General features: G+C 72.9%; 18 protein-coding genes and 1 pseudogene. 7 read left to right on the forward strand and 12 right to left on the reverse strand.

The window, feature by feature from the left end:
• Window positions 1–124 precede the first annotated feature (124 nt).
• The gene (locus K7862_RS00465) at window positions 125–700 is read right to left on the reverse strand and encodes a hypothetical protein (protein ID WP_222959399.1); all 576 of its coding nucleotides are present in this window, start codon (window positions 698–700) and stop codon (window positions 125–127) included.
• A 192-nt stretch (window positions 701–892) separates the two neighbouring features.
• Here K7862_RS00465 and K7862_RS00470 point away from each other — a divergent pair, with 192 nt between their 5' ends.
• The gene (locus K7862_RS00470; RefSeq protein WP_222959400.1) at window positions 893–1,585 is read left to right on the forward strand and encodes a TetR/AcrR family transcriptional regulator; all 693 of its coding nucleotides are present in this window, start codon (window positions 893–895) and stop codon (window positions 1,583–1,585) included.
• Between the two features lie 82 nt (window positions 1,586–1,667).
• Here the strand turns inward: K7862_RS00470 and K7862_RS00475 are convergent, their stop codons facing one another.
• Window positions 1,668–2,123 (reverse strand): GNAT family N-acetyltransferase, encoded by a 456-nt coding sequence (locus K7862_RS00475; protein WP_222959401.1) that lies wholly within the window; start codon window positions 2,121–2,123, stop codon window positions 1,668–1,670.
• Between the two features lie 214 nt (window positions 2,124–2,337).
• On the opposite strand from K7862_RS00475, the gene K7862_RS00480 reads away from it, so the two are divergent.
• A complete protein-coding gene (locus K7862_RS00480) occupies window positions 2,338–2,847 on the forward strand; it encodes a hypothetical protein (protein WP_222959402.1) in 510 nt (169 codons plus the stop codon).
• A 41-nt stretch (window positions 2,848–2,888) separates the two neighbouring features.
• Here K7862_RS00480 and K7862_RS00485 read toward each other — a convergent pair whose 3' ends face one another.
• From K7862_RS00485 to K7862_RS00520, 9 genes and pseudogenes are all read right to left on the reverse strand, one after another.
• On the reverse strand, window positions 2,889–3,587 hold the full coding sequence (locus K7862_RS00485; protein WP_308011766.1) for a rhomboid family intramembrane serine protease: 699 nt from the start codon (window positions 3,585–3,587) through the stop codon (window positions 2,889–2,891).
• A 75-nt stretch (window positions 3,588–3,662) separates the two neighbouring features.
• Entirely contained in the window at window positions 3,663–4,604 is a 942-nt protein-coding gene (locus tag K7862_RS00490) for a Ppx/GppA phosphatase family protein (RefSeq protein WP_222959403.1), read from the reverse strand.
• A 152-nt stretch (window positions 4,605–4,756) separates the two neighbouring features.
• Window positions 4,757–5,188 carry a GtrA family protein gene (locus K7862_RS00495; RefSeq protein WP_308011789.1) on the reverse strand — a complete coding sequence of 144 codons (432 nt, stop codon included), beginning with the start codon at window positions 5,186–5,188 and terminating at the stop codon, window positions 4,757–4,759.
• An 89-nt stretch (window positions 5,189–5,277) separates the two neighbouring features.
• Window positions 5,278–6,267 (reverse strand): glycosyltransferase family 2 protein, encoded by a 990-nt coding sequence (locus K7862_RS37210; RefSeq protein ID WP_262412449.1) that lies wholly within the window; start codon window positions 6,265–6,267, stop codon window positions 5,278–5,280.
• 151 nt (window positions 6,268–6,418) lie between these two features.
• Window positions 6,419–8,869 (reverse strand): annotated as a pseudogene (locus K7862_RS00500) (YfhO family protein); the annotation flags it as partial.
• 238 nt (window positions 8,870–9,107) lie between these two features.
• Window positions 9,108–9,371, reverse strand: a complete 264-nt coding sequence (locus tag K7862_RS00505) for a hypothetical protein (protein WP_222959406.1) — start codon at window positions 9,369–9,371, stop codon at window positions 9,108–9,110.
• 452 nt (window positions 9,372–9,823) lie between these two features.
• Complete coding sequence (locus tag K7862_RS00510; protein ID WP_308011767.1) at window positions 9,824–11,002, reverse strand: DUF3103 family protein; 1,179 nt, start codon at window positions 11,000–11,002, stop codon at window positions 9,824–9,826.
• Window positions 11,003–11,205: 203 nt separating this feature from the next.
• Window positions 11,206–11,865 carry a hypothetical protein gene (locus K7862_RS00515; protein ID WP_222959407.1) on the reverse strand — a complete coding sequence of 220 codons (660 nt, stop codon included), beginning with the start codon at window positions 11,863–11,865 and terminating at the stop codon, window positions 11,206–11,208.
• Window positions 11,862–12,491: an RNA polymerase sigma factor gene (locus tag K7862_RS00520; RefSeq protein ID WP_222959408.1), complete on the reverse strand. Its 630-nt coding sequence runs from the start codon at window positions 12,489–12,491 to the stop codon at window positions 11,862–11,864. The genes K7862_RS00515 and K7862_RS00520 overlap by 4 nt, the downstream gene beginning before the upstream one ends.
• Window positions 12,492–12,674: 183 nt before the next feature.
• Here K7862_RS00520 and K7862_RS00525 point away from each other — a divergent pair, with 183 nt between their 5' ends.
• The 5 genes from K7862_RS00525 to K7862_RS00545 all read left to right on the forward strand — a co-directional run bounded on the left by K7862_RS00525 (window position 12,675) and on the right by K7862_RS00545 (window position 18,429).
• Window positions 12,675–13,229 (forward strand): hypothetical protein, encoded by a 555-nt coding sequence (locus tag K7862_RS00525; RefSeq protein WP_222959409.1) that lies wholly within the window; start codon window positions 12,675–12,677, stop codon window positions 13,227–13,229.
• A 126-nt stretch (window positions 13,230–13,355) separates the two neighbouring features.
• Complete coding sequence (locus K7862_RS00530; RefSeq protein ID WP_222959410.1) at window positions 13,356–14,510, forward strand: cation:proton antiporter; 1,155 nt, start codon at window positions 13,356–13,358, stop codon at window positions 14,508–14,510.
• A gap of 253 nt (window positions 14,511–14,763) precedes the next feature.
• Entirely contained in the window at window positions 14,764–16,458 is a 1,695-nt protein-coding gene (locus K7862_RS00535; protein ID WP_222959411.1) for an ATP-binding SpoIIE family protein phosphatase, read from the forward strand.
• Between the two features lie 316 nt (window positions 16,459–16,774).
• Complete coding sequence (locus tag K7862_RS00540) at window positions 16,775–17,653, forward strand: alpha/beta fold hydrolase (protein WP_262412450.1); 879 nt, start codon at window positions 16,775–16,777, stop codon at window positions 17,651–17,653.
• A 44-nt stretch (window positions 17,654–17,697) separates the two neighbouring features.
• Entirely contained in the window at window positions 17,698–18,429 is a 732-nt protein-coding gene (locus K7862_RS00545; RefSeq protein ID WP_222959412.1) for an alpha/beta fold hydrolase, read from the forward strand.
• Window positions 18,430–18,521: 92 nt separating this feature from the next.
• On the opposite strand, the gene K7862_RS00550 is transcribed toward K7862_RS00545, so the two are convergent.
• Complete coding sequence (locus tag K7862_RS00550; RefSeq protein WP_222959413.1) at window positions 18,522–21,263, reverse strand: ATP-binding protein; 2,742 nt, start codon at window positions 21,261–21,263, stop codon at window positions 18,522–18,524.
• Between the last annotated feature and the right edge of the window lie 452 nt (window positions 21,264–21,715).

The following is a 21,715-nucleotide window of genomic DNA, read 5'->3' on the forward strand; positions in this document are numbered from 1 at the left end:
ACGTACCGCCGGGGGTCCCGCGCGGCGGTACGCACGTACCGCCGGGGGTTCCGCGCGCACGCGAGGTGGCCCGGTTCCGTCGCTTGGGCCCGGCTGGCTGAGGACGGGTCAGGCCGTGAACGGGTCAGGCTTCGGAGGTGTCAGCCCCTGCGGACGCCGTGCGGGACAGGCGGATCGCCGAGACGAGGAAGAAGATCCCGCCGAGCGCGGCGTAACCGGCCAGCGCGGTCAGCGAGGGGTCGGTCTGGGAGGCGCCGCGGATGAAGGACCCGCCGGCGAGGACGGAGATGGCCCCGCTGAGGATCATCGCCCACTGGCCGCCCATCGGCCGGCGCGCGACACCCACGATGAGCTGGACCAGGCCGGACACGACGGCCCACGCACCCCAGACACGCAGGACGTCGGCCACGCCGGAGGTGCTGGCGACCGCGACGCCGACGGCGGCGAGCGCACTGACGGCCATGTTGGCGTACAGGCCCTTGACCGGCCCGGTGGCGCGGGCCGACCTGGCGTCCACGACGGCCGCGGCGACGTCGAAGGCGGGGTAGACGATCAGCAGCAGTTTGGCCCCGAGGCCGAGGCCGGAGCCGGACGCCAGCAGAAGCGCCGCCCAGGCGGCGGCGAAGGCGAAGCGCGTGAAGTACAGCCGGCGCATCGCGGGCGCGGCACCGATGTGGGCGACGGGGGCGGCGGATGCCATGGGGTTCTCCAGTGGGTGCGGGGGTGAAATTCGGAAGGCGTGCCGGCGCACGCGGCCAGGGCGGAGCGGCCCTCATTCCGATGGCCGGAAGCAGGCAGAGAGAACGTTCTCTCTCCCGAGCAGCCTGACACATCCCTGCGGTCGATAACAAGAGAGAACGTTCTCTCTGGAAAGATCGCTCCCGCTGCTACGATGGGCGCCATGACGCAGACGGAAGCCGGCACCGGCAGGAGGGTCTCCGAGGCCCGGGAGCGGCTCCTGAAGACCGCCGGGCAGATCTTCTACGCGGAAGGCATCCACACCGTGGGCGTCGACCGCCTGGTCGCCGAGGCGAAGGTCACCAACGCGACCTTCTACCGCCACTTCCGGAGCAAGGAAGCCCTGGCCGTCGCCTACATCCGAAGCGTCGACGAGGCGATCCGCGCCCAGCTCGGCGGCCTGATCGCGGAGGACCTGTCCGCCGACGCGGTCCTGCGGGGCATCGGGGCTTCACTGGTCGAGCAGATCCGCTCACCCGGCTACCGCGGATGCGCCTTCCTCAACGCGGCGGCGGAGTTCCCCGCCCCCGACCACCCGGTCCACCAGGCCGTCGTGGAGCACCGCGCCTGGTACCTGCGGACCATCACCGGACTGTTCGCCGCGATCACGGAGGACTCGGCCGAGCACGCGGGACGGCACTTCGTCATGCTCCGCGACGGAGCGATGAGCGCCGGCTACCTCGGCGATCCCGTCCAGGCCGGCGAGACCCTGCTGCGCGGCATCGACGGCCTTCTTCGCGTCCACAGCGACCGCGCGCTCGACGGGGACACCGCCCGGGCGACCGAGCAGGCACCCCCGGCGGCCGCCACGCTCTCCGACATCGACTGCGCACCGCGCGGAGCGTAGTCAGCAGCGGGCAGCGCGCCGCGTCCTCACCGAAGCTGGGGCGGGGTGCCATCAGTGGCGGCGACGTCGGGGCGCGGACGGCTCACCGGAGCGGCGCGGTGGTCATCCTGACCTTGATGCCGTTCTCGCCGTGCCGGGCGACTTCGCGCAGGCCGAGGCGCCGGTAGAGGGCCTGGGCGCGATGGTTGACCGCGAGCACGTCCAGCGTGAGGTCCTGGCCGTGCCCACGGGCCTGTTCGACGAGTTCGCGGATGAGCCGACTGCCGATGCCGCGGCCCTGGTGGTCGGGGTGGATCTCGATGCGGCCCAGATACGGTCCTGCCGGACCGTGGTCCACGTCGATCATGCCCGCGTCAGCACCGTCCACGGTGATGATCTGCCACCGGCCAGGGTCGAACAGGCGTTCGTGGAAGGCGCGTTGCACTTCTTCGTCCCACCCCCAGATCTGCGCGACGTAGTCACCGAGCGCTGCCTTGTGCAACTGAAAGAGGTATTCGTCGTCGGCCGGAGTCGCCGGCCGCAGACCGATCGACGTCATCCCGCACGCCCCCTGCATCGGCGCATGGCCGCCCCTCCGTCACACCGCCCCTGCCGGCGGACCTCTTGACTCGGAAGGACATCCTCCCCGGGTACCGGAAGGGCGAACCCCGCACCCACGCCCTACTCGCCGCAGCCGCCCTGGACCCCTGGGTGGCGCTGCGGAACGACGCATTCGCCTCCGGCGGCCCGGTGGCGGCTGGCACTGTGGAGGCATGCATCGCAGCGACGGCGGTGAGCGCGCACGCGCCCTGCTCAGGGCGACGGAGGAAACGCTGAGGCGGTCGTTCCGGGAGTGCCCGGAACCCGTCTACCGGCTGCGGACGCCGTGGCTCGGGCCGTGCACGCTGGCCGAGGGGCACACGGTCGACGACGTCCTGCAGGCGCTGACGCTCGCGTACGGCTCGTGGGACGCCGACCAGCCGCACATCAAGGTCACCACCTGGTGGGACCTGCCCGGCCAGGGCTTCATACCGGACCTTCCGGCCGGCCTCGACTCGGCACAGCCCGAGGACGTCACGGCCGACCTCGCGGGCGCCGCCGTTCCCGGAGTGCTCCGGCGGTCCGCCGACGTGTGGCTCGTGCGGGTGGACCTCGGCCGACTGCATGTGCTGGCCTCGGGGCGCGGCCCGCTCGGCGACCTGTCCTTCGAGCCGCTCACCGACCTCGACGAGGTCCTCGACGCCCGCCGCGCCTACATGGCGTCCCGGTACCCCTGGGCCTGACCACCCCGGGCGGACGCGCGGGACCACCGCCGGTCGCGGAGTCACAGCAGACCGAGGTCCCCGAGTTCCTTGTGCAGGTCGGCCCGGGGGTTGCCGGACCCTCCCGGCGCGGAGGGCCGGGCCGGTCGCTGCCGCGGTACTCCGCCACCGCGCCGGTCACGCAGCAGCCACGCACCGGCGACACCGCCCACCAGCCCGCCGAGGTGGGCCAGCCAGCTCACGCCGGGCGTCCCGGGGACGGCCACCGTGAGCAGGTAGGCGAACGAGGCCGCCATGACGAGGCCGACCAGGGTGTCGACGAGGTGCCGGTCGAAGAGCCCACGGAGGGTGACATAGCCGAAGTAGCCGAAGATCAGTCCGCTCGCGCCCACCGTGTCCAGGTCGCCGCGCTCGAAGAACCAAACGGCGAGCCCGCTCGTGGCCGCTACGAGCAACGTGAGCGCCAGGAACCGCGACACGCCCCGGTACGCGGCGAGAAAGCCGAAGACGAACAGCGGCCCCGAGTTGCTCTCGATGTGCGCCCAGCTCCAGTGCAGAAAGGGCGCGGTGAACACGTCCGGGAGGCGGCCCGGTGATCCGGAGAGCAACCCGTAGTCGCGGGAAAGTGCGTAGCCGTCAGCCCAGTTGGCGACTTGGATCCCCCACACGATCGCCAGGAAACCGACCATCACGAAGAGCGCCTTGCGGGCCTCCGCGATCATCTCCTCCGGACCGGCCGCCCCCGGCTCGGTTCTGTCCACCGCGGTTCGTCGGCATCCTAGGGCACGGCTCTGACCGGAAAGCGACCCCCGAGATGCGGTCCGCGGCGACGCGGCTCAGGCTGCGTGCGGTTCCCGGGCGGCGGTCGTGCGCAGGCGCTCGATCAGCAGGCCCTCCCTGGTCGACCAGGGGCAGATCGTCACCGCGTCGGTCGCGCAGGCCTCCATGAGGGCCTCGGCCACCAGCGCACCGGCCAGGCTCTGTTCGGCGCGATGCGCGGAGACTCCGGGAAGCCGCGCGCGGTCGGCTACCCCGGCCGCCGCCAGGACGGGGATGGTCTTCCGCAGCGCCGGCAGCGTCAACTGCCGGGCACCGGGCCGGGGTCGGACCGCGGCGAGCCGGGCGAGCTGGGTGAACGTCTTGGAGCAGGCGAGGACGCGCAAGCCCGGGGCGTCACCGGGGACCAGGTCACCGGCCGCGCTCAGCGACCGGCTCAGCTCCTCCCGAACCTCGGCGAGATGCCGCGCCGACCCGGCGAGGCCGCCGGGCAGGAGCTCACGGGTGACCTGGCGGGCGCCGAGCGGCAGCGAGTACACCTTGCGGGGGGACGCGCCGGTGCCGTAGGCGATCTCCACCGTGCCACCGCCGATGTCCAGCACCAGCAGCGGTCCGGCGTCGTCGCCCGCCCAGCTGCGCGCGGCCACGTACGCCAGGCGGGCCTCCTCCTCACCGGGCAGCACCCGCAGCCGGATGCCCGTGGCTTGTGCGACGCGGTCGATGACCTCGTCGCGGTTGGGGGCGTCCCTGATGACGGACGTGGCGAACGGGAACAGGTCCTCCAGTCCCGATCGCGGCTCCTCCGCCAGCGTCTCGGCGACGGCCTGTTGCACGCTTCTGATCCCGGTCCTGCGCAGGCGTCCGTCGGCGGCCAGGGCGCGGTGCAGCGCGAGCCGGACCTTGCGGGACCGCACAGGACGCAGCCCGCCGGTCTTCCTGCCGCGGGCCACACTCAGCAGAGCGCTGTGACATCCCACGTCGAGGACTTCCGCCTGCCTCACTCCGCGACCCCCACTCACCCGATCGTTTCCAGAACCACCGTGTACCCGCCGGTAGCCCCCTGGACACCCCCGCTGACCCGGCCACGCGCGACCGGGTGCGCTCTCAGTCTGCCGCACTGTTGCCCCTCCGCGGACCAGGGCCTCCCCTCAGGTCAGCGTCCGGCGCGGCGGACCGTACCCGGATCCGGGTCCTGCCCGGGGGCGGAGTCGGCCGCCGCCACCCGTCGCGCGGCACCCGTGGTCAGCAGGATCCGCCGCGCCAGCAGGTAGGTGAACGGCACCGCGATCACCGCTGCGACCAGGGGGGCGATCTTCTTGCTCATGCCCATCCAGTGCACCAGCGCGATCAGCCCGGCGCTCTGCACGAGGTAGTTGGTGACGTTGGTCAGCGGGAAGAGGGCGAACTTCCGCCAGCTGGGGCGTGTGCGGTAGGTGAAATAGGTGTTCATCAGGAACGACCCGACCATGCTCAGCAGAAAGGCGAGGGTGTAGGCCGCGAAGTAGGGCAGCACGAGCAGCAGCAGGCGGTAGCAGCCGTAGAAGGTCAGCGTGTTGATCCCTCCGACCAGGACGAACCGGAGGATCTGCCCGGTCTGCGCCCGCCGGCCGGAGCCCGGCTTGTTCCCGGTGGCCGGTCGGTGCCACGGATCCGGCCCGTGTCCGGGCTCCACGGTCACACCACCTTGCCGCGCCGCAGCCCCTGTTGCCGCCGGTCCTGCGCGTCCGCTGTTCCGAGCGCCGGCGAGCACCGCTCCTTGACCAGGAAGTGCGGGCGGCGTTTGGTCTCGTAGTAGATGCGGCCGATGTACTCCCCGATCAGTCCCAGCATGACCATCTGCACTCCGCCCAGGCCGACGATGATGGCGACCAGGGTGACGTACCCGGGCAGCGTGACGCCGTACGTCATGGCGGTCACCGTGATCCACACGGCGTAGAGCACGCCCAGGCCGGCCAGGGTGAAGCCGAGCCAGATCGCGATGCGCAGCGGGCGGTTGTTGAAGGAGACCAGTCCGTCCATGCCGTAGTTGAGCAGCGCGCCGAACCGCCACTTGGACTCCCCCGCCTCCCGTTCGGCGTTGTGGTAGTCGAAGCTGACGGTGTCGAAGCCGACCCACGAGAACAGCCCCTTGGAGAAGCGGTTGTACTCCGGCAGCGACAGCAGCGCCTCGACCACCGGCCGGGAGATCAGCCGGAAGTCCCCGACGCCGTCGGTGAGTTCGACGTCGATCCACTTGTTGACCGCGCGGTAGTACGCCCGGCTGAGGACGGACCGCACGGCCCTGTCGCCTTCGCGGCCGCGCCGGGCGATGACCTGGTCGTGGCCCAGCTCGTGCAGCTCCAGCATCCGTGAGATGAGCTCCGGCGGGTGCTGGAGGTCGGCGTCCATGATGATCACGGCGTCGCCGGTGGTCTCGCGCAGCCCGGCGAGCATGCCGGCCTCCTTGCCGAAGTTGCGGCTGAAGGAGACGTAGCGGGTGGCGTGCGGGTGCTGTTCGGCGATCAGCCGGAGCTTGGCCAGGGTCTGGTCACCGCTGCCGTCGTCCACGTAGCAGATCTCGTACTCGATGGGCAGCCCGTCCAGGACCGCGCGGGTGGCGGAGTCGAAACGGTCGACGACCGCTTCCTCGTTGTAGCAGGGGACGACGAGCGACAGTTTCAGCATCGGCGTTCTCCGTGACGGGGCGCGACGAACGGCTGCGGATGCGGCCGGCGATGGCGACGGCGGGCAGCAGGGCGAGAGCCAGGCCGGCCATCAGCAGGCCGAGGCCCAGGCCCGGGGGCCGGAACGAACAGGCGACATGGGAGCTGCCGGCGAGCCGCACCGCCATGAGGCCGCCGAGGGTGCCGGGGGCCTTCGCCCCGGCACCGTCCACCGCGCAGGTCCAGCCCTCCACCGCGGGCACGGCGATCACGGCGGTGCCGTTGCCGGCGGACCGGAAGGTGGCGCTGATCGTGTGCCCGCTGGTGGCGATGGTGGCGGGTGCGGAGGCCCGCAGGTCGGTGATCGCGCTGGTGAGCGCGGAGGCGTCCAGGCATCCCAGGGGCAGGCGCGGGATGTTCTGCGCGCGGGGGCTGGACAGGCGGAGGCTCACCACCCCGTCGGCCGGCACGGAACCGACGGGGAGCAGCCCGTTGTCGGTCATGCGGTAGACGCCGTCGGCCCGGTACGCTGCGCCGTTGGCACGCAGGTCGCCGGTGAACCACGGCGTGTAGACGTAGGCCAGCGAGCCGGGCGCGCAGCGTGCCGTGAAGGTCGTTCCGGGGGCGCCCTGGGGCGTGCCGGGCAGATGCCAGGTATCGCCGGGACCGGCGGTGGGCGCCGGGCCCGACGTGGGGGTGAGGGCGGGCACCGTGTAGACCTTGCTGCCGAGCACCCGCTCCTGGCGTGCGAAGACCGAGGCGTCGCGGGCGGTTCCGTCGAAGGCCGCGCCCGGGCGCAGGGTGACCACCGGCGGTGCGGGAGCCGTCCGCCGCACCGGGCCGGGCGTGTGCGGGACGCTGACGAGATAGCTGCTCACGCCCATGATCGCCCGGCTGACGGGATCGTTGAAGCCGAGCAGGTGGCGGCCCTGGATGTACCAGGCGGCGCCCAGTCCCTGCAGGGCCGCGGCGCTGCGTTCGGGCACATAGCTGCTGTAGTACGAGCCTCCCTCGCCGCCCAGCAGCAGCGGGTCGTTGTCGGCGAACTCGTGGGGGCCCGTGTCGGTGCGCGAGGCCGGCCAGTCGTCCCGCTCCTGGACCGCCGCCGCGGCGCTCAGCGACTGCGCGTCGAAGGTCCGCTTCGGCTGCCACTGGGCGATCCGGTCGCGGCGCACCGTGACCGCGTAGACGTTGTAGGCGCAGGCGAGGACGACCGAGCACGCCAGGACGGCGGTGATGACGGCACGCCCACGCCGGCCGGGGCCGCGGCCGAGCAGCAGGAGGAGCCCGACGGCCAGGACGGCGCCGGCCAGCACCACGGCCCAGTCGCCGGCGGTGAGGTAGCGGTTGCCGATGACGGCGACGAACAGGAGCGCCAGCAGCCCCGCGCCGCCCAGGAGTTCCTTCGGCCGCGGCCGGCGGGCCAGGGCCAGCCAGGCGACGGACGTCAGCATGGCCGTCATGGTCACGGCGGCCCGGTACGGGCTGCCGTTCGGCATGGCCAGGCCGTGCCACAGCAGGATGGTCGGCTCCCAGACGTAGGAGAGCGCGACCAGGAACAGCAGGAGCGGCCACAGCACCCGTTCCCTGACCGGCACCCGCCGTATGAAGGGGAAGGTCAGCACGAGCAGCAGCGCCAGCACGCCGACGGAGACCCGTGGCCCGCTCGGGTAGGGGCCGCCGGGCAGCAGGTGGGCGAGGTAGCTCCGGAGGCTGGGGGGACCCGCGTAGGTGGCCACGGGACCGGGCTGGGCCGCCTTGCTCGCACGGTAGGTGACGGTGAGCACGGGCGCGGCGAGCGCGACGCCCACCGCCGTCATCGAGGCGGCGCGCAGGACGGCCCGCCCCCGCTCGCGCAGCGGGCGTTCGTCCAGGGCGAGCCGGACCAGCAGCACCAGTCCCATGCCGAGGGTGGCCATCGCCGCGGTGTAGAAGTTGCCCAGCCAGCAGACCGCGACGAGGAGGGTGCCGGGCACCCACCGGCGGCCGTGCAGTGCCCAGTCGCCGACGATGCCGAGCAGTGGCAGGGAGACCAGGACCCACATCCACATCGGGTCGGAGAAGCCGTCGGAGATCATCCAGGAGCTGAGGCCGTAGCCGACTGCCAGCGCGGCGCGCAGCCACGGCGAGCCGCGCTGCAGCCGGCCGAGGAAGACGGTCATCAGGGCCGTGCCCAGGCCGAGGCTGAGCAGGGTGACCAGGAAGACCGGCACCTGGATCGCGTCCCGGGGGACGAGGACGACCAGCCAGGAGAAGGGGTTGGTCAGGTAGGTGAAGAAGTCCGCCAGGAACGGGACGCCGTAGCCGCTGTTCCAGTTGAAGAGAAGGTCGCCGGTGCTGCGGCCGCGCAGCAGGTCCCACAGGTGGGCGTGCAGCGGGACGAACTGGTTGCCGAGGTCGTTGACCGCGCGCGACCGCGGGCCGAACGGGTAGGTGCCGTGGACGGCCATCGCCAGGCAGTAGGCGCCCATCGCCGACAGCGCGGCGACCAGCGCGGCGAGCGCCTGGACCCGCGCCCTGGCGCGCTCGACGGAGGCACGGGCCGGTGAGACCGCGGCCGACTCGGCGGTCCTGCCGGAGGTCAGCACCGGTTTCCCGGCTCCCTCGAACGGGTTCGTCCTCATCCCTGCGACCGTCCCACTGATCTGTGCGGTAACGATGACGGAGACGAACCGGGCCGACCTGGCAGCACCGCTGCGCGCACCGGTCGGCAAGGCGACGTCCGCACCGTTCTGGTCGCCGGGACCAGCCCATGGCACCAGCAGACGTCCACGGGCGGCCGCGCTGCCACTTGGCGTACACCACTGTGCTGACCGCGCCCACCCGCTTGCACCAACGGGCGGGCTCCCGGGGGGTCGCGGCTCAGCGCTGCCGGGCGGCGTCGGACCCCGTCGACATCCGCAGTGCCGAGACGTCGACGGCCTCGAAGTCGGCTCCGCTGAGCGTGCCGAGCTCCTGGAGCTGGTCGTTGTTCCAGCGGCTGTCGGGAGTGCCGCTGATGTACCAGGCGGAGCCGTTGTCGGCGACGATCGCGCCGTAGGTCTTCAGGGTCTGCGCGATCGCCCGCGCCTGGGGCGGGAGACCGGAGATGTCGACGCCGGCCTTCAGCCGCAGCCGCAGGCCCATCGGCGGCAGACCGCGGTCGGCGGACCCGGCGTCGTGGCGGGCCGGCCACAGGTGGGCGGCCTGGCTGCGGGGGACGGTGATCCGCAGGGCGTGGTCGATGACGCCGCGGGCGGCCTCGTCGTAGCGCGCCAGGCCGGGGAGGACGGGCAGCCCCGCCGCGTCGGCGGACGTCCAGCCGTCGGGCCGCAGCGTGTGCGACGTGAGGGAGAAGACCGCTCCGGAGCCGGCGTGCCAGGAGCCGTCGGCCTGGCGGTGGCCGTTCCAGAGCTCGTAGTCCCGGCAGTCGCCGGTGCCGGAGAACCGCTCGGATCCAAGCGAGCCCCGGCTCCGCCGTCAAGAGCTGTCCGCTCCCGGAGTGACGGACGGGCGTCCGGGCTCCCGCGGACCTCGCGTCCGCGGGAGCCCGGACCGCTGACTCCGCCGTGGGAACCGGGAGTCGGCGGGTCAGCGCGTCACAGGGCGGAGACCCAGTACGGCTCGATGGTCATCCAGCCGTTGCCGCGGGCGCCGTGGATCGTGCCGGACTCCTGCTCGGTGATGGTGTACCAGGAGTCCACGTAGTCGTCGTCGTTGGAGTACCAGGCGGACGGGATGGCGTTGAGGATGGCGTCGACCAGCGGCTGGTAGGCGCCGTTGTCGGTGATGGTCAGCAACGCGTCGGCCAGGGCGATGGCGAGCTGCTGGTAGTTGGTGCCGGAGTCGGACTCCATCATCACCAGGTCGAGCGCGTTGTACTTGAAGTTCGACCAGTTGATGACGAGCTGGCCGGGGTAGTACGTGTGGTGGTCGTTGTCCAGGTAGGGCATGTCGACGGAGTCGACGCGCACGTTGCCGTCCTGGCCGAAGCCGCTGACGAGCGAGTAGATCTCCGCGTCGCCGAGCGGCCAGGGCTCCTCGTCGTCGTTGAGGTAGACCGCGTCCATCTTGGTCGCCCAGTAGCCGCCGGCGTCGGCAGGACGGGCGGCACCCGTGCGCGCGGGCACCGCGGGGGTCGCCCGGGTGATCGTGTCGGACGCGACTCCGGCCGCGTCGAGCGCCCTGCTGACCAGCTTCATGCCGGCCGCGGCGGCCTTGGCGACGTCGATGTCGACGACGTACACCGCTTGTCGCGGCGCCACGCGCGTGTTCAGTGCGTGGCCGCGGCCCTGGGCGTCATAGGCGGTCAGCGTGGCGGCCTGGTCGTCGGTGATGGCCGCGGCGACCAACGGGAGGGTGCCGGGCCGGAGTCGCCCGGCCATCGCCTGGGTACCCAGGCGCAGCCGCAGCAGGGAGCCGATGCTCTTGTCGAGCCCCTTGGCCGTCGCGATGCGCCGGTCCGCCGCGGCCACCTGTGATGCCAGGGCCCGCCCGGCGCTCGTGGTGGAGCGCGCGGTCAGCGCAGCGAGGTCCACGTCGTGGGAGCTCAGAGCGGCCGAGCGGACCTGGGCCCGCCAGGCCGGATCGGCCAGCGAGGCGGCGAAGGAGCGCGCCGTCCGCGCCTCGGCCGCAGCGACCGCGGAGCCGGCGGCACGCGGCGGGTCCGCCGGCTGGGCCGCGGAGGCGACGGACGACGACGCGCCCAGCAGTGCCGCGACCGTGGCGGCGGACACCGACAGCGCCAGCGCTCCGCGCCGCGAGATGGGTGTGTTCACAGGGATCCTCCTGGAGACGTGCGGCAGCCGCCCCGGGGTGTGGGCGGGAGAGGGGGGAATGCGCGATCAGGATGAATCGAACCCGCTGGTCCATGCGGGTCGAGCACAAGCTACGGCATGGTCATGTCCACAACAAGATGCGCGTTCAAGTACCGGCGGGTACCGGCCGTCCGGACGGCCGGTACCCGGTGAACGGTGGCGCGTCAGCCGGCCGTCGCGGCCACGGAGACGGTGAGCACGTCGGACGCGGGCGAGTTCTCCGAGAAGACGATCACCTCCGGGAAACGGCCGGTCAGTTCGGGCAGGACGGTGGCGACGTAGTCACCGTTCGCCGCACGCTCGGCGAGGTTGTAGACGCGGGGGTAGGTGCGCGGCTCGCCCCTGGTGACCTTTGCGTGAATTCCCAGGCTCGCCAGATCGCGCTGGAGCTGAGCGGGGTCCACCTCCCCCGCCGCGGACGGATGCAGGGTGATCCGCACCCTGTCGCCGGGCTGCTGCCGAGTGAGGGTGTAGGCGGCGGTGGTGATGCCGAGCGGGCCGGTGGAGGACGACGCGCCGGCGCGGGCCGGCACGCGAGCGGCCGGCTCGTGGACGGCCGACGGGTGACCGCCCGGCGCCGGCGAGCCCGTGCCCGTGGTGGACACCGCCACGACGGCAGCCACCGCGGCCGCGGCGACGGCGACCGGCACGCCGACGCGTACAGCGAGCCGCCCGCGCTCGGGCGCACCATGGGACATGTCGAGCCAACTGGTCATCAGATGTTCCTCACGCTGGTGACGGCGGCCGGCCGGGAAGTCGCGCTCCGCGGGCACGGGAAGCGCCCGGCGCAGCGCCTGCAGGTCGTCGTCGTGATCGCGGATCATCGCTGCTGCCCTCCGGTCGGCCGGACCGCGGAGCCGCGGTCATCAGTCATCTGCCGCCGCACCGGCGGGGGTTCCCTTCCGGGCAACGGTTTTCCGCCCGCGAGCCTGTCCAGCCGGCGCCGGGCGCGCGACAGCCGCGACCGCACGGTGCCGACCGGAACTCCCAGCGCCCGGGCCGCGGCGTTGTAGTCGAGTCCCGCCCAGACGCACAGCGCGAGGACCTCACGGTCAGCGCGGGGCAGTTCGTCGAGGACCCGCAGGACCTCGGTCACCCGTTCCTGGTCCTCCAGCCGTCCCACGACCTCGTCGGCGAAGTCGGGGACGAGTTCCGGAGCCGGCAGGCGGGCCAGCAGCCGCTGGTGCCGCCGGGCGGTGCGCCGGCGGTGGTGGACGACGTTGGTGGCGATGCCCAGCAGCCACGGCAGCAGGCTCCCTCCCCAGGGATCGGCCTTCGCCCGCAGCCGCCACGCCTCCAGGAAAGTGAAGGAGGCGCAGTCCTCGGCCGCCGTCCAGTCGCCCGTCAGCCGGAAGCAGTGGTTGTAGACCGCGGTGCCGTGCCGGCGGAAGAGCACGGCGAAGGCGCCCTCGTCGCCCGCCCTGATCAGGGCCCGGAATTCTGGATCCATGTCTCTTCCTGCCGCCCCGGAGGGTACGCGTTGCCGTGACGTGCCTCACAGCCGCGTTCCCGGGTCCCCGGGTCGCCGGTCGGCCCGCGTGTGCACCACGCACAGTCGAATGACCGATGTTCGGGCACGGCGCGGGAGCCAAGCTGTTCAGGAACTCCCCCGCACAAGGAAGGCGAGGCCCCCATGACGCAGTGGCACACCGCCAGGACGGGCGTCCTGCCCGGACACGAACCGGGTGCGGCCCGCGTACCCGCGCCACCCTCCGGCGGTCCGCTGGCCGCTTACCGGGCGACCCGCACCCGCCTGGCCGGCGAAGCACAGGCGCTGGCGCGCCTGGTCGCCGACACCCTGACCAGCGTGCTGCCCGACGCCGCTTACCTGGTGCTGCGCTGGGATCCGGTCTTCACCTGTTTCGACCTCGACCGGATCCTGAACCGGCGCGGCGCCGCCCTGCACGTCTTCACCGGGGCGCCCGAAGCCGACCGGCTGCCCGCCTTCCCGGGCCGGCACCCGCTGCGCGCGGCGTGGGACGGCGCCGACCCGGCGGATCCGCGAGTGCTCACGGAGGCGATCCGGATGATCGACGCCGACGGCGGGCACTTCGACCTGGTGCCCTACCGCCTGCCGCATCCGGACGCGCCCGCTGAGGAGCCGTGTCTGCTGCTGGCCCCCGGCCTGCGCGCCGCGCTGCCGGAGGCTCCGCTGGTCTTCTCTCGCCTGATACGGCCCTACGCCTGAGCAGGACGCCGCACCGCCGCTCTCCCCCCCCGTGCCGGGGCTGGCGGCATTTCCTCCCCCGGCACGGATATCGTGTGCCGATCCGGCGAGCAGCCGTTCCACCGCCCCACCAGGAGATCCACGCCCGTGAGCTTTGCGACCCTGGCCGTGATCTCCCTGGCCGCGCTCCTGGGCCCGCTGCTGGCCCTGCCCCGACTGTGGCATCTGCCCGTCGTGCTCGGCGAACTCGTCGCCGGGGTACTGCTGGGGCCCACCGCCATCGGCTATCTGAACGCCCGGAATCCGACCTTCAGCTTCCTCGCCGACATCGGCTTCGCCCTCATCATGTTCGTCGCCGGCGCCCGGGTCCCCGTACGGGACACCGCCCTGCGCGCCGGGCTGCGCACGGGGACCCTGCGGGCCGTGGCCGTCGGCGTCCTCGCGCTCGTCCCCGCGTTCGCGCTCGCCCGTGTCTTCCACACCGGCCACACCGCCCTGTACACCGTGCTGATGGCGTCCTCGTCCGCGGCGCTGATCCTGCCGGTGGTCGGTTCGCTGGGGCTGGGAGGCGGGGCGGTCCTGCAGATGCTGCCGCAGGTCGCGGTCGCGGACACCGCCTGCATCGTGGCGCTGCCCCTGGTCATCGACCCCCGGCATGCCGCCCGCGCGGCGCTCGGCGCCCTGGCGGTGATCGGCTGCGCGGGGGTGGCGTTCGTGGCCCTGAGCCGTCTGGAACGCGGCGGATACCGGCGCCGCCTCCACCATCTGTCCGAGGAACGGCAGTTCGCCCTCGAACTGCGGATCAGCCTGGTCGTCCTGTTCAGCTTCGCCGCGCTCGCGGTACGCACTCACGTCTCGATCATGCTGGCCGGGTTCTCGCTGGGTCTGGTGGCCTCCGCGGTGGGTGAACCGCGCCGCCTGGCCAAGCAGCTGTTCGCCCTCACCGAGGGTTTCTTCGGACCGCTGTTCTTCCTGTGGCTGGGAGCGTCCCTGGACCTGCGCGCGCTGGGGCAGCGCCCCTCCTTCGTGGCACTGGGGGTGCTGCTCGGGCTGGGCGCCGTCGCCGTCCACGCCGCCATGCGGGCCACCGGGCAGCCGGTCGGCATCGGCGTCCTGGCCTCCGCGCAACTGGGCGTCCCCGTGGCGGCCGCGACGCTGGGGACCCAGCTTCACCTGCTCGAGCCCGGTGAGGCCGCCGCCCTGATGCTCGGCGCGCTGGTCACCATCGCGGCGGCGACCGTCGCCAGCTCCCTCACCGCGCGCAACTCCCCGGCGACCACCGCGCAGCCGTCCCCGACCTGACCGGACGGGCCGCGTGGCGGCCCTCCGCCGGTTGGCCGGGCCGTCGCGGCGCCGCGGAGGACATGCGCGGGGGTTGACCGCTGACTACCATGGGTGACGGACCGTGCGGATGCCCTGAGCGCCCGAATGCCGTGGCGCGATGGAGGCGATATGCGATGGACGGCCGAGCGGGACGGCGCCGTGGTGGTGGTCGCCGCCTGGCAGGGCCGGGAACGCGGTCGCCCGGGGCGCCGGCGGCGGAGGGTCCTCCGACGTGACGGGCACCATGGGGCAGCTGACGGCCCGGGACCGTCCGGCCGAAACGGCGGGCGCTGAACCCGGGCGGCGCGTCGCCGCACTGATCGGCGCCCTGATCGAGGCTCTGCACCCCTCCGAGGTGTTGGCCGCCGTCACGCGGCACGTACTCCCCCTGGTGGGCGCCGACGGCCTGGTCGTCCATGACGTGACCGGCACGTCGCCCCAACTGATCGGCGTGGTCGGCTATCCGCCGTCGTTCACCACGCGGTTGCGCGCGATGAGCGGGCCACCGGACGACCCCACCGAGGACATCGGATTCGTCACCTCCGTCGGGGAGTTCACCCGGCGCTGGCCCGCTCTGGCCGACCTGGCCCGCCTCAGCGGCATGCGGGCGTGGGCGATGCTGCCGCTGGTCTCCCGGGACCGGCGGGTCGGCTCGTGCGTCATCGCCTGGAAGCAGACCCACGCGTTCCGTCCCGAGGAGCGGGACCTGCTCGGGACCGTCGCCGTCTACATCGCCACCGCGCTGGACAACGCGCGGCTGTACGAGCAGGCCCACGGGCGCGCCGAGCGGCTGCAGCGTGAACTGCTGCCCCGCACGCAGCCCGAGCTGGTCGCCGTGCAGACGGCGACCCGCTGGCGCGCCACGGCCGGGCAGGACGTCGGAGGCGACTGGTACGACACCGTCCCGCTGTCCGGCGGCAGGAGCCTGGCGGTGATCGGCGACGTGAGCGGACGCGGCCTGGAGCCGTCGATCACCATGGGGATCCTGCGTCACACGGTGCTCACCGTCGCGGCGCTCGACCTGCCGCTGGACGAGGTGATGGCCCGCGTCGGTGACGTCGTGGCCCGCGTGGGTGGTTCCTCCCCCTGGCCGTCCTTCCACGCCACCTGCCTCATGGCCCTGTACGACCCGACCCTCGGTGTGTGCACGCTCGCCAGCGCCGGCCATCCGGCGCCCGTCGTGGTGCGGCCCGGCCAGGAGCCGCGGAACCTCGACGTCACGGCAGGGTCGCCGCTCGGCTCCGCCCGGGACCTCGACCGGATCCCCGTCCCGGTCACCGAGACGGTGCTGGAGCCGGGCAGCACCCTGGTCCTGTTCACCAGGGGCCTCGTCGGCGGCGCCGGCACAGGACGCCTGATCGGGGTGATGTCCCGCTACCTGGCGACGGCGCCCGTGCCCGACGACCCGGATCCGCGAGCGCGGTGGCTCAGCGACATGTGCACGGTGATCACGCGGGAACTGCCTCCCGACGCCCGCCGCCAGGACGACGCCGCACTGCTCGCCCTGAACACCGACCGTGTCCCCGCCGCCGACATCGCCGCCCGCGACCTTCCGTGCGTCCCGTCGTCCGCCGCGCGGGCCCGGAAGGTCGCCCTCGGCCAACTCCGCGCGTGGGGAAGGGAGGACCTGTCGGACGAGGCCGCGCTCGTGGTCAGCGAACTGGTCGGCAACACGGTCCGCCACGCGGTCGGCATCGGCGCCGACGCGGCCGGTGACGACACGGGGATGATCCGCCTCCGGCTGCTGCGGCTCGGCGGCTCGCTGATCTGCGAGGTCTACGACGGCAGCGAGGCGACCCCACGCGTGCGGCATCCGGCACTCGACGACGAATTCGGCCGCGGCCTGCAGCTGGTCGCCCTCACGGCGGCCGGCTGGGGGGCTCGGTACACCGAACACGGGAAGTGCATCTGGGCGAGCCTCGGATGATCCGCTCCGCGACGCCGGCCGGACGGTGTCCGGGGCCGGTCCGGGGCTGCCACCACCGCTTCGGCGCCGCTCCGTGATCGCACCACCGACGCCTTTTTGCCCGCTGCTCACCGCTTATGTCACAACTTCCCGGGGTGCCCTGTCGTATAGGTGAAAGCAGGCAGCAGCCCGCTTCCGGGAAGCCGCGGTCGGATGACCGGCTCGCCCCGCACGGTCTGCTCCATTCCGACGCGTGACCGCACGCCGGCGCGACACCACGGCCGTTTCCCTGTTCGGGACGGTCGGCGCCACATTCTGCCCAGGAAGGGCCTTTTCCATGAACAGTCGTTCGTTTCTCCGCCGTGCCCGCACTCCGCTCGCCGTCCTCGCGGCGGCGAGCATCGGAACCGGTGTCCTCGTCGCCATGGGCGGTTCCGCGAGCGCTTCGACGGGGCCGGCCCAGTCCGCGTCGTCCGCCCGGTCCACGGCCGGGGACAAGCCGACCGTGGTCCTCGTGCACGGTGCCTGGGCCGACGCGTCGAGCTGGAGCGGCGTGACCACCCGCCTGGAGAGCGCCGGCTACCACGTCGTCGCCCCGCCGAACAATCTGCGGGGTGTGAGCAGCGACGCCGCCTACCTGGCCGACTACCTCAAGACGATCCCGGGCCCGATCGTGCTGGTCGGCCACTCCTACGGCGGCATGGTCATCACCAACGCCGCCCGCGGCAACAGCAACGTCAAGGAACTCGTGTACATCGACGCGTTCATCCCCGCGCAGGGGCAGTCCGCCGGGGACATCGCCGCCTCGAAGCCCGGTTCGGCGGTGACCGTGCAGGACCCGACCACGGTGTTCAACTTCGCGCCGTACCCCGGCGCACCGGCCGGCGACGCGGACCTCTACCTGAAGCCGCAGGTCGTGAGCTCGGCGTTCGCCCAGGATCTGTCCGCGGAACAGCAGAACCAGATCATCGCGACGCAGCGCCCGCTGACGGCTTCCGCCGTCACCGAGAAGTCCGGTGACCCGGCGTGGAAGACGATCCCGTCGTGGGCGCTGATCGGACGCCAGGACAAGATCATCCCGCCCGCGGCGCAGGAGGCGGCCGCCAAGGTCGCGCACGCCAAGGTGGAGGAGATCAACGCCTCCCACGTCTCCCTGATCTCCCGTCCCGACGCCGTGGCCGACTTCATCGCCACCGCGGCGCGTGCCGCCGGCTGACGCACGGTCTCGTCACGTCCACAGCGATCCCGAAAGGGCCTGCCATGCACATCCACGCACACCGCCAGACGACCACCGTGGTCCTCGTCCACGGGGCGTTCGCCGATTCCTCCAGCTGGAACGGTGTCATCAAGAAGCTGAAGCACGAGGGTTTCCCGGTGGTCGCGGTCGCGAACCCGCTGCGCGGGCTGAGCGGCGACGCCGCCTACGTCAGGGACGTCCTGGCCGGCATCGACGGCCCGGTGGTTCTCGTCGGGCACTCGTACGGCGGGGCGGTGATCAGCGACGCCGCCCGTGATTCCGACAAGGTCAAGGCGCTCGTGTACGTCGCCGCCTTCCTCCCGGAGAGGGGGGAGAGCGCGAACGAACTGGCGGTCAAGTTCCCGGGAAGTTCGCTCGGTGAGGCCCTGCGTCCCGTGCCGATCACCCTGCCCGACGGCTCCCAGGACGTCGATCTCTCCATCGACCCGTCCCGGTACCACCACCAGTTCGCCGCGGACGTGCCGGCGCACGTCGCCGACATCATGGCGGTCACCCAGCGTCCCGCCACCGCCGGTGCGCTCGGTGAGGCCGCGTCCGAGCCCGCCTGGCGGACGATCCCCTCCTGGAGTGTCGTTGCCACCGAGGACCTGAACATCCCCCGGGAGCTGCAGATCTTCATGGCGGACCGGGCTCAGGCCCAGGTGCGGGAGGTCGCGGCCTCGCACGCCGTGAGCGTGTCCCACCCGGAGACCGTCGCCCGTGTCATCGAAGAGGCGGCGGGGGCGGTCGGCTGACGGCCCGCACGGCCAGGGGCGGGGCGGCGAGGTGAACGCCGCCCCGCCCCTTCGACGTGACATCGGTCCTGCCGTGCCCGGACGTCGGGCCCTCACGCCGTGCGGCCGGGCGCACCACCGGCCGGCGTTCCCTGGTCGAGGGTGGCGAGGGCGGCGGCGAGCTTGCCCCGGCTGGTGACGCCCAGGCGCGGATAGATCTGGTACAGGTGGGCCCCGACGGTGCGGTGGGAGATGAACAACCGCTCGCCGATCTCCCGGTTGCTCAGTCCCTGTGACGCCAGCTCGGCTATCTGCCGCTGCTGGGCCGACAGTTGCACTCCCCTCGTGGCGTTCCGCCGGCCGCCCGACGCACCGGCGGCGCGCAACTGCTCGCGGGACGCCTCGGCCCAGGGGCGCGCGCCGATCCGGTCGAACTCGTCACGGGCGAGTCGCAGCGGGGTGCGGGCGTCCACGTTGCGGCGCTGCCGGCGCAGCCACCGCCCGTGGTGCAGGTGCAGGCGGGCGTGCGACAGCGTCCAGGCGGCCGGCAGCGCGGCGAGCGCCGCGGCGTAGGCCTCCTCGGCCAGGTCGTCCGGTGCCAGCACCGCGTCGGTGTAGACGCGGGCGACCACCATCATCTCCGACGGCAGCTCGCGGGCCAGCTCCGGAAGACCGGCCAGCACCTCCCGTACCGGTTCGACCGTGCCGGCGGCCACCGCCGCGTCCGCCAGGTCCGGGGCGAGCAGCCAGCGGCGCACGGAGTGGTAGTGGGGATCGTCCGGATCGAAGGCGCGCGCGAGCAGTTCGTAGGCCTCCGCCGGGCGCCCGCCGTACAGCGCGAGAAGCGCGTCGGTCTGCTGCGCGGTGACGGCGGCGTACGGCATGGCGGAGAAGAGGCTGTGGCCGCGCAGTTCGCGTTGTGACCGGGCCGCCTCCTCATTCTCCCCGCGCATGGCCGCCACCAGGCCGGCCGTGGCCTTCAGGCCCAGCCAGACGATCCACTCACCGGTCTCCTCGGCCAGGACCAGCCCCTCGGCGGATTCCTCGCGGGCCTGGTCGAGTTGGCCGAGGTACGGCCGCGGCCAGCTGGCGGCGAGCGAACGCGCGAGCAGCCCGAGCCGGCCCTGCGAGCGCCACGCCGCGGAGGCCAGCGCCATGAACCGTGCCGCACTGCTGGACTCGCCGACGGCCATCGCGCCGCTTCCGAGGAAGTGCTGGGTCCTGCCGTCATCGCGGTCCGGACTGCGTGACGCCAGCCGCTCGACGAGGTCGGTTCCGTAGCGGTACGGCTCGGTGTACGCGCGGACCAAGAGGACCAGGGGAGCGTCGGGGTCGGGGTCCCATCGGTCCAGCTCCTGCGCGGCCTGGGCGCGCACCCGGGCGTCGCCGTCCTGGAAGAAGCAGCGTGCTGCGGCACGCCACAGCAGGTTCTCGGCGACGTCGCGGGCACCGGTGTCGAACGCGGGGGCCGCGGCGGTGACCATGTCGTGGATCCGTCGCTGCGGCTCGTCCGGCTCGAAGGCCGCCTTGTCGGAGACCACCATGAGCCGGGCCCGGGCGACGGGTCCGAGCTCGTTCATGTCGGCGCGGTTCAGCAGCGCCTGGGTCTGTGCGCGGTCGTTGATCTCTCCGGCCAGCTCGGCGGCCCGGACCAGGATGTCCGTCCTGCGGCCCGCGTCCAGGACGAGTTCGGCAGCCTGCCGCAGCGCCGGGATGGCCGCCGCCGGCTTCCCACCGGCCTGGGAGGCGTCGGCGAACCGTTCGAGCCGGGCGGCCAGTTCCTCGTCCGGTCCCAGCGTGGACGAGGCCAGGTGCATGAGGTGACGATCGGGCAGGTCGTCCATCACGGCCGCGAGGGCGCGGTGGGCCGCCAGCCGCTCGGCCACCGCGGCCCGGGTGTAGATCGCCGAGCGCATCAGCGGATGCTGGAACTCGGGAGTGCGGCCGACCAGGGTGACCAGGTCCGCCTCGACCGCCTGCTGCAGCGCGTCCACCGACACGGGGGAGCCGCAGAGACGGCTCGACGCCTCCAGCAGCCGGTCCAGCGGTGCGTGCGGTTCCGCTGCCAGAGCCAGGAGGAAGGCCCGGCACTCGCGGCTCGCCGAATCGGTGCGCGCGGCGAACGCCGCCTCCAGCCGCAGTGTCAGCGGCAGGTTGTCCGCCTGTGCGGGCACGCCCCGCACCGACTTGGGGAGCTCCACCAGTGCCAGCGGATTGCCCGCGGCGTGCTCGAGGACGAACGAGCGTACGGCGGGGGACAGTTCGGGTGCGCCCGCATCGAGCAGCCGGGTCGCCGCCTGTTCGCCCAGGGGCTCGAGGCGGAGGTCCGGGTGCGCGCTGAGGCTGAACGAGTCGAAGGAGTGCGTCCGGCCCGCGGCGAGGACCAGGATGGGGAGGTGGCGGGTGCGGCGCGAGACGAACCTGAGCACGTCCCGGCTCGACGAGTCGATCCACTGCACGTCGTCGACCAGCACCAGGACCGGCCGGCGGTCGGCCGCGTCCGCGAGCAGTTCCAGTACGGCCAGTCCGATGCGGAAGATCGCGGGCTCGCCCTCCGCGGGGCGGAACACGTCGTCCAGCGCCAGCCGCAGTGGCGCCGGCAAGGTGCGGATGCCCGGAACGGTCGATTGCAGCAACTGCTGCAGGGCGGCGAACGGCAGCCACTGCTCGGTCTCCACGCCGGAGGCGCGCAGCACCCGGAAGCCCCGCCCGGCGGCTTCGGCGCCGGCCGTCCGCAGGACCGCGGACTTGCCCACCCCGGCGGTGCCGTGGATCAGGAGCGCGCTGCCGCGCCCGGCGGCCGCGTCGGTCAGCAACCCGCGCACGGTACGGAGTTCCTCGTCCCGTCCGATCATCGCTCGCGGGACAGTGCCGCTCTCCGCCCAACCTTCCACAGCCACGTCCTAGCCCGCACGTCCGGCTCCGCGACGGTCACGTTCCGCAGTCGCCCTTCGCGGCCCGCCGCATGATGGCGGTCCCTGTCCTCATCGTCCTCATCGTCCTCATCATCGCATCAGGCCCTCGCCGATGCCGCACGGCGTCGGCATGGCGATCGAGCGCATACTCCGTGCCCGGCTGCGAGCACGCACCGTCACAGTCAAAGCCATCACCTGCCGCACTTCCTGGCGCGAAGCGGCCGGAATCGCCGCGCGGCCGGCGACGCCCGAGGCGCGCCGCCGATCGCGTGCACCGTTCGGCCGCGCGGCGCGTCACAGATCGCGGGCATGCCCTGTCTCTACCGGTGAGGAACAGTTGTCGTCCGGAACCGCCCACGCGAGATCGCGCGTTCCGGGCCTGCCCACGGAGG

This window comes from Actinacidiphila acidipaludis (genome assembly GCF_019890725.1).
Lineage (GTDB): Bacteria > Actinomycetota > Actinomycetes > Streptomycetales > Streptomycetaceae > Actinacidiphila > Actinacidiphila acidipaludis.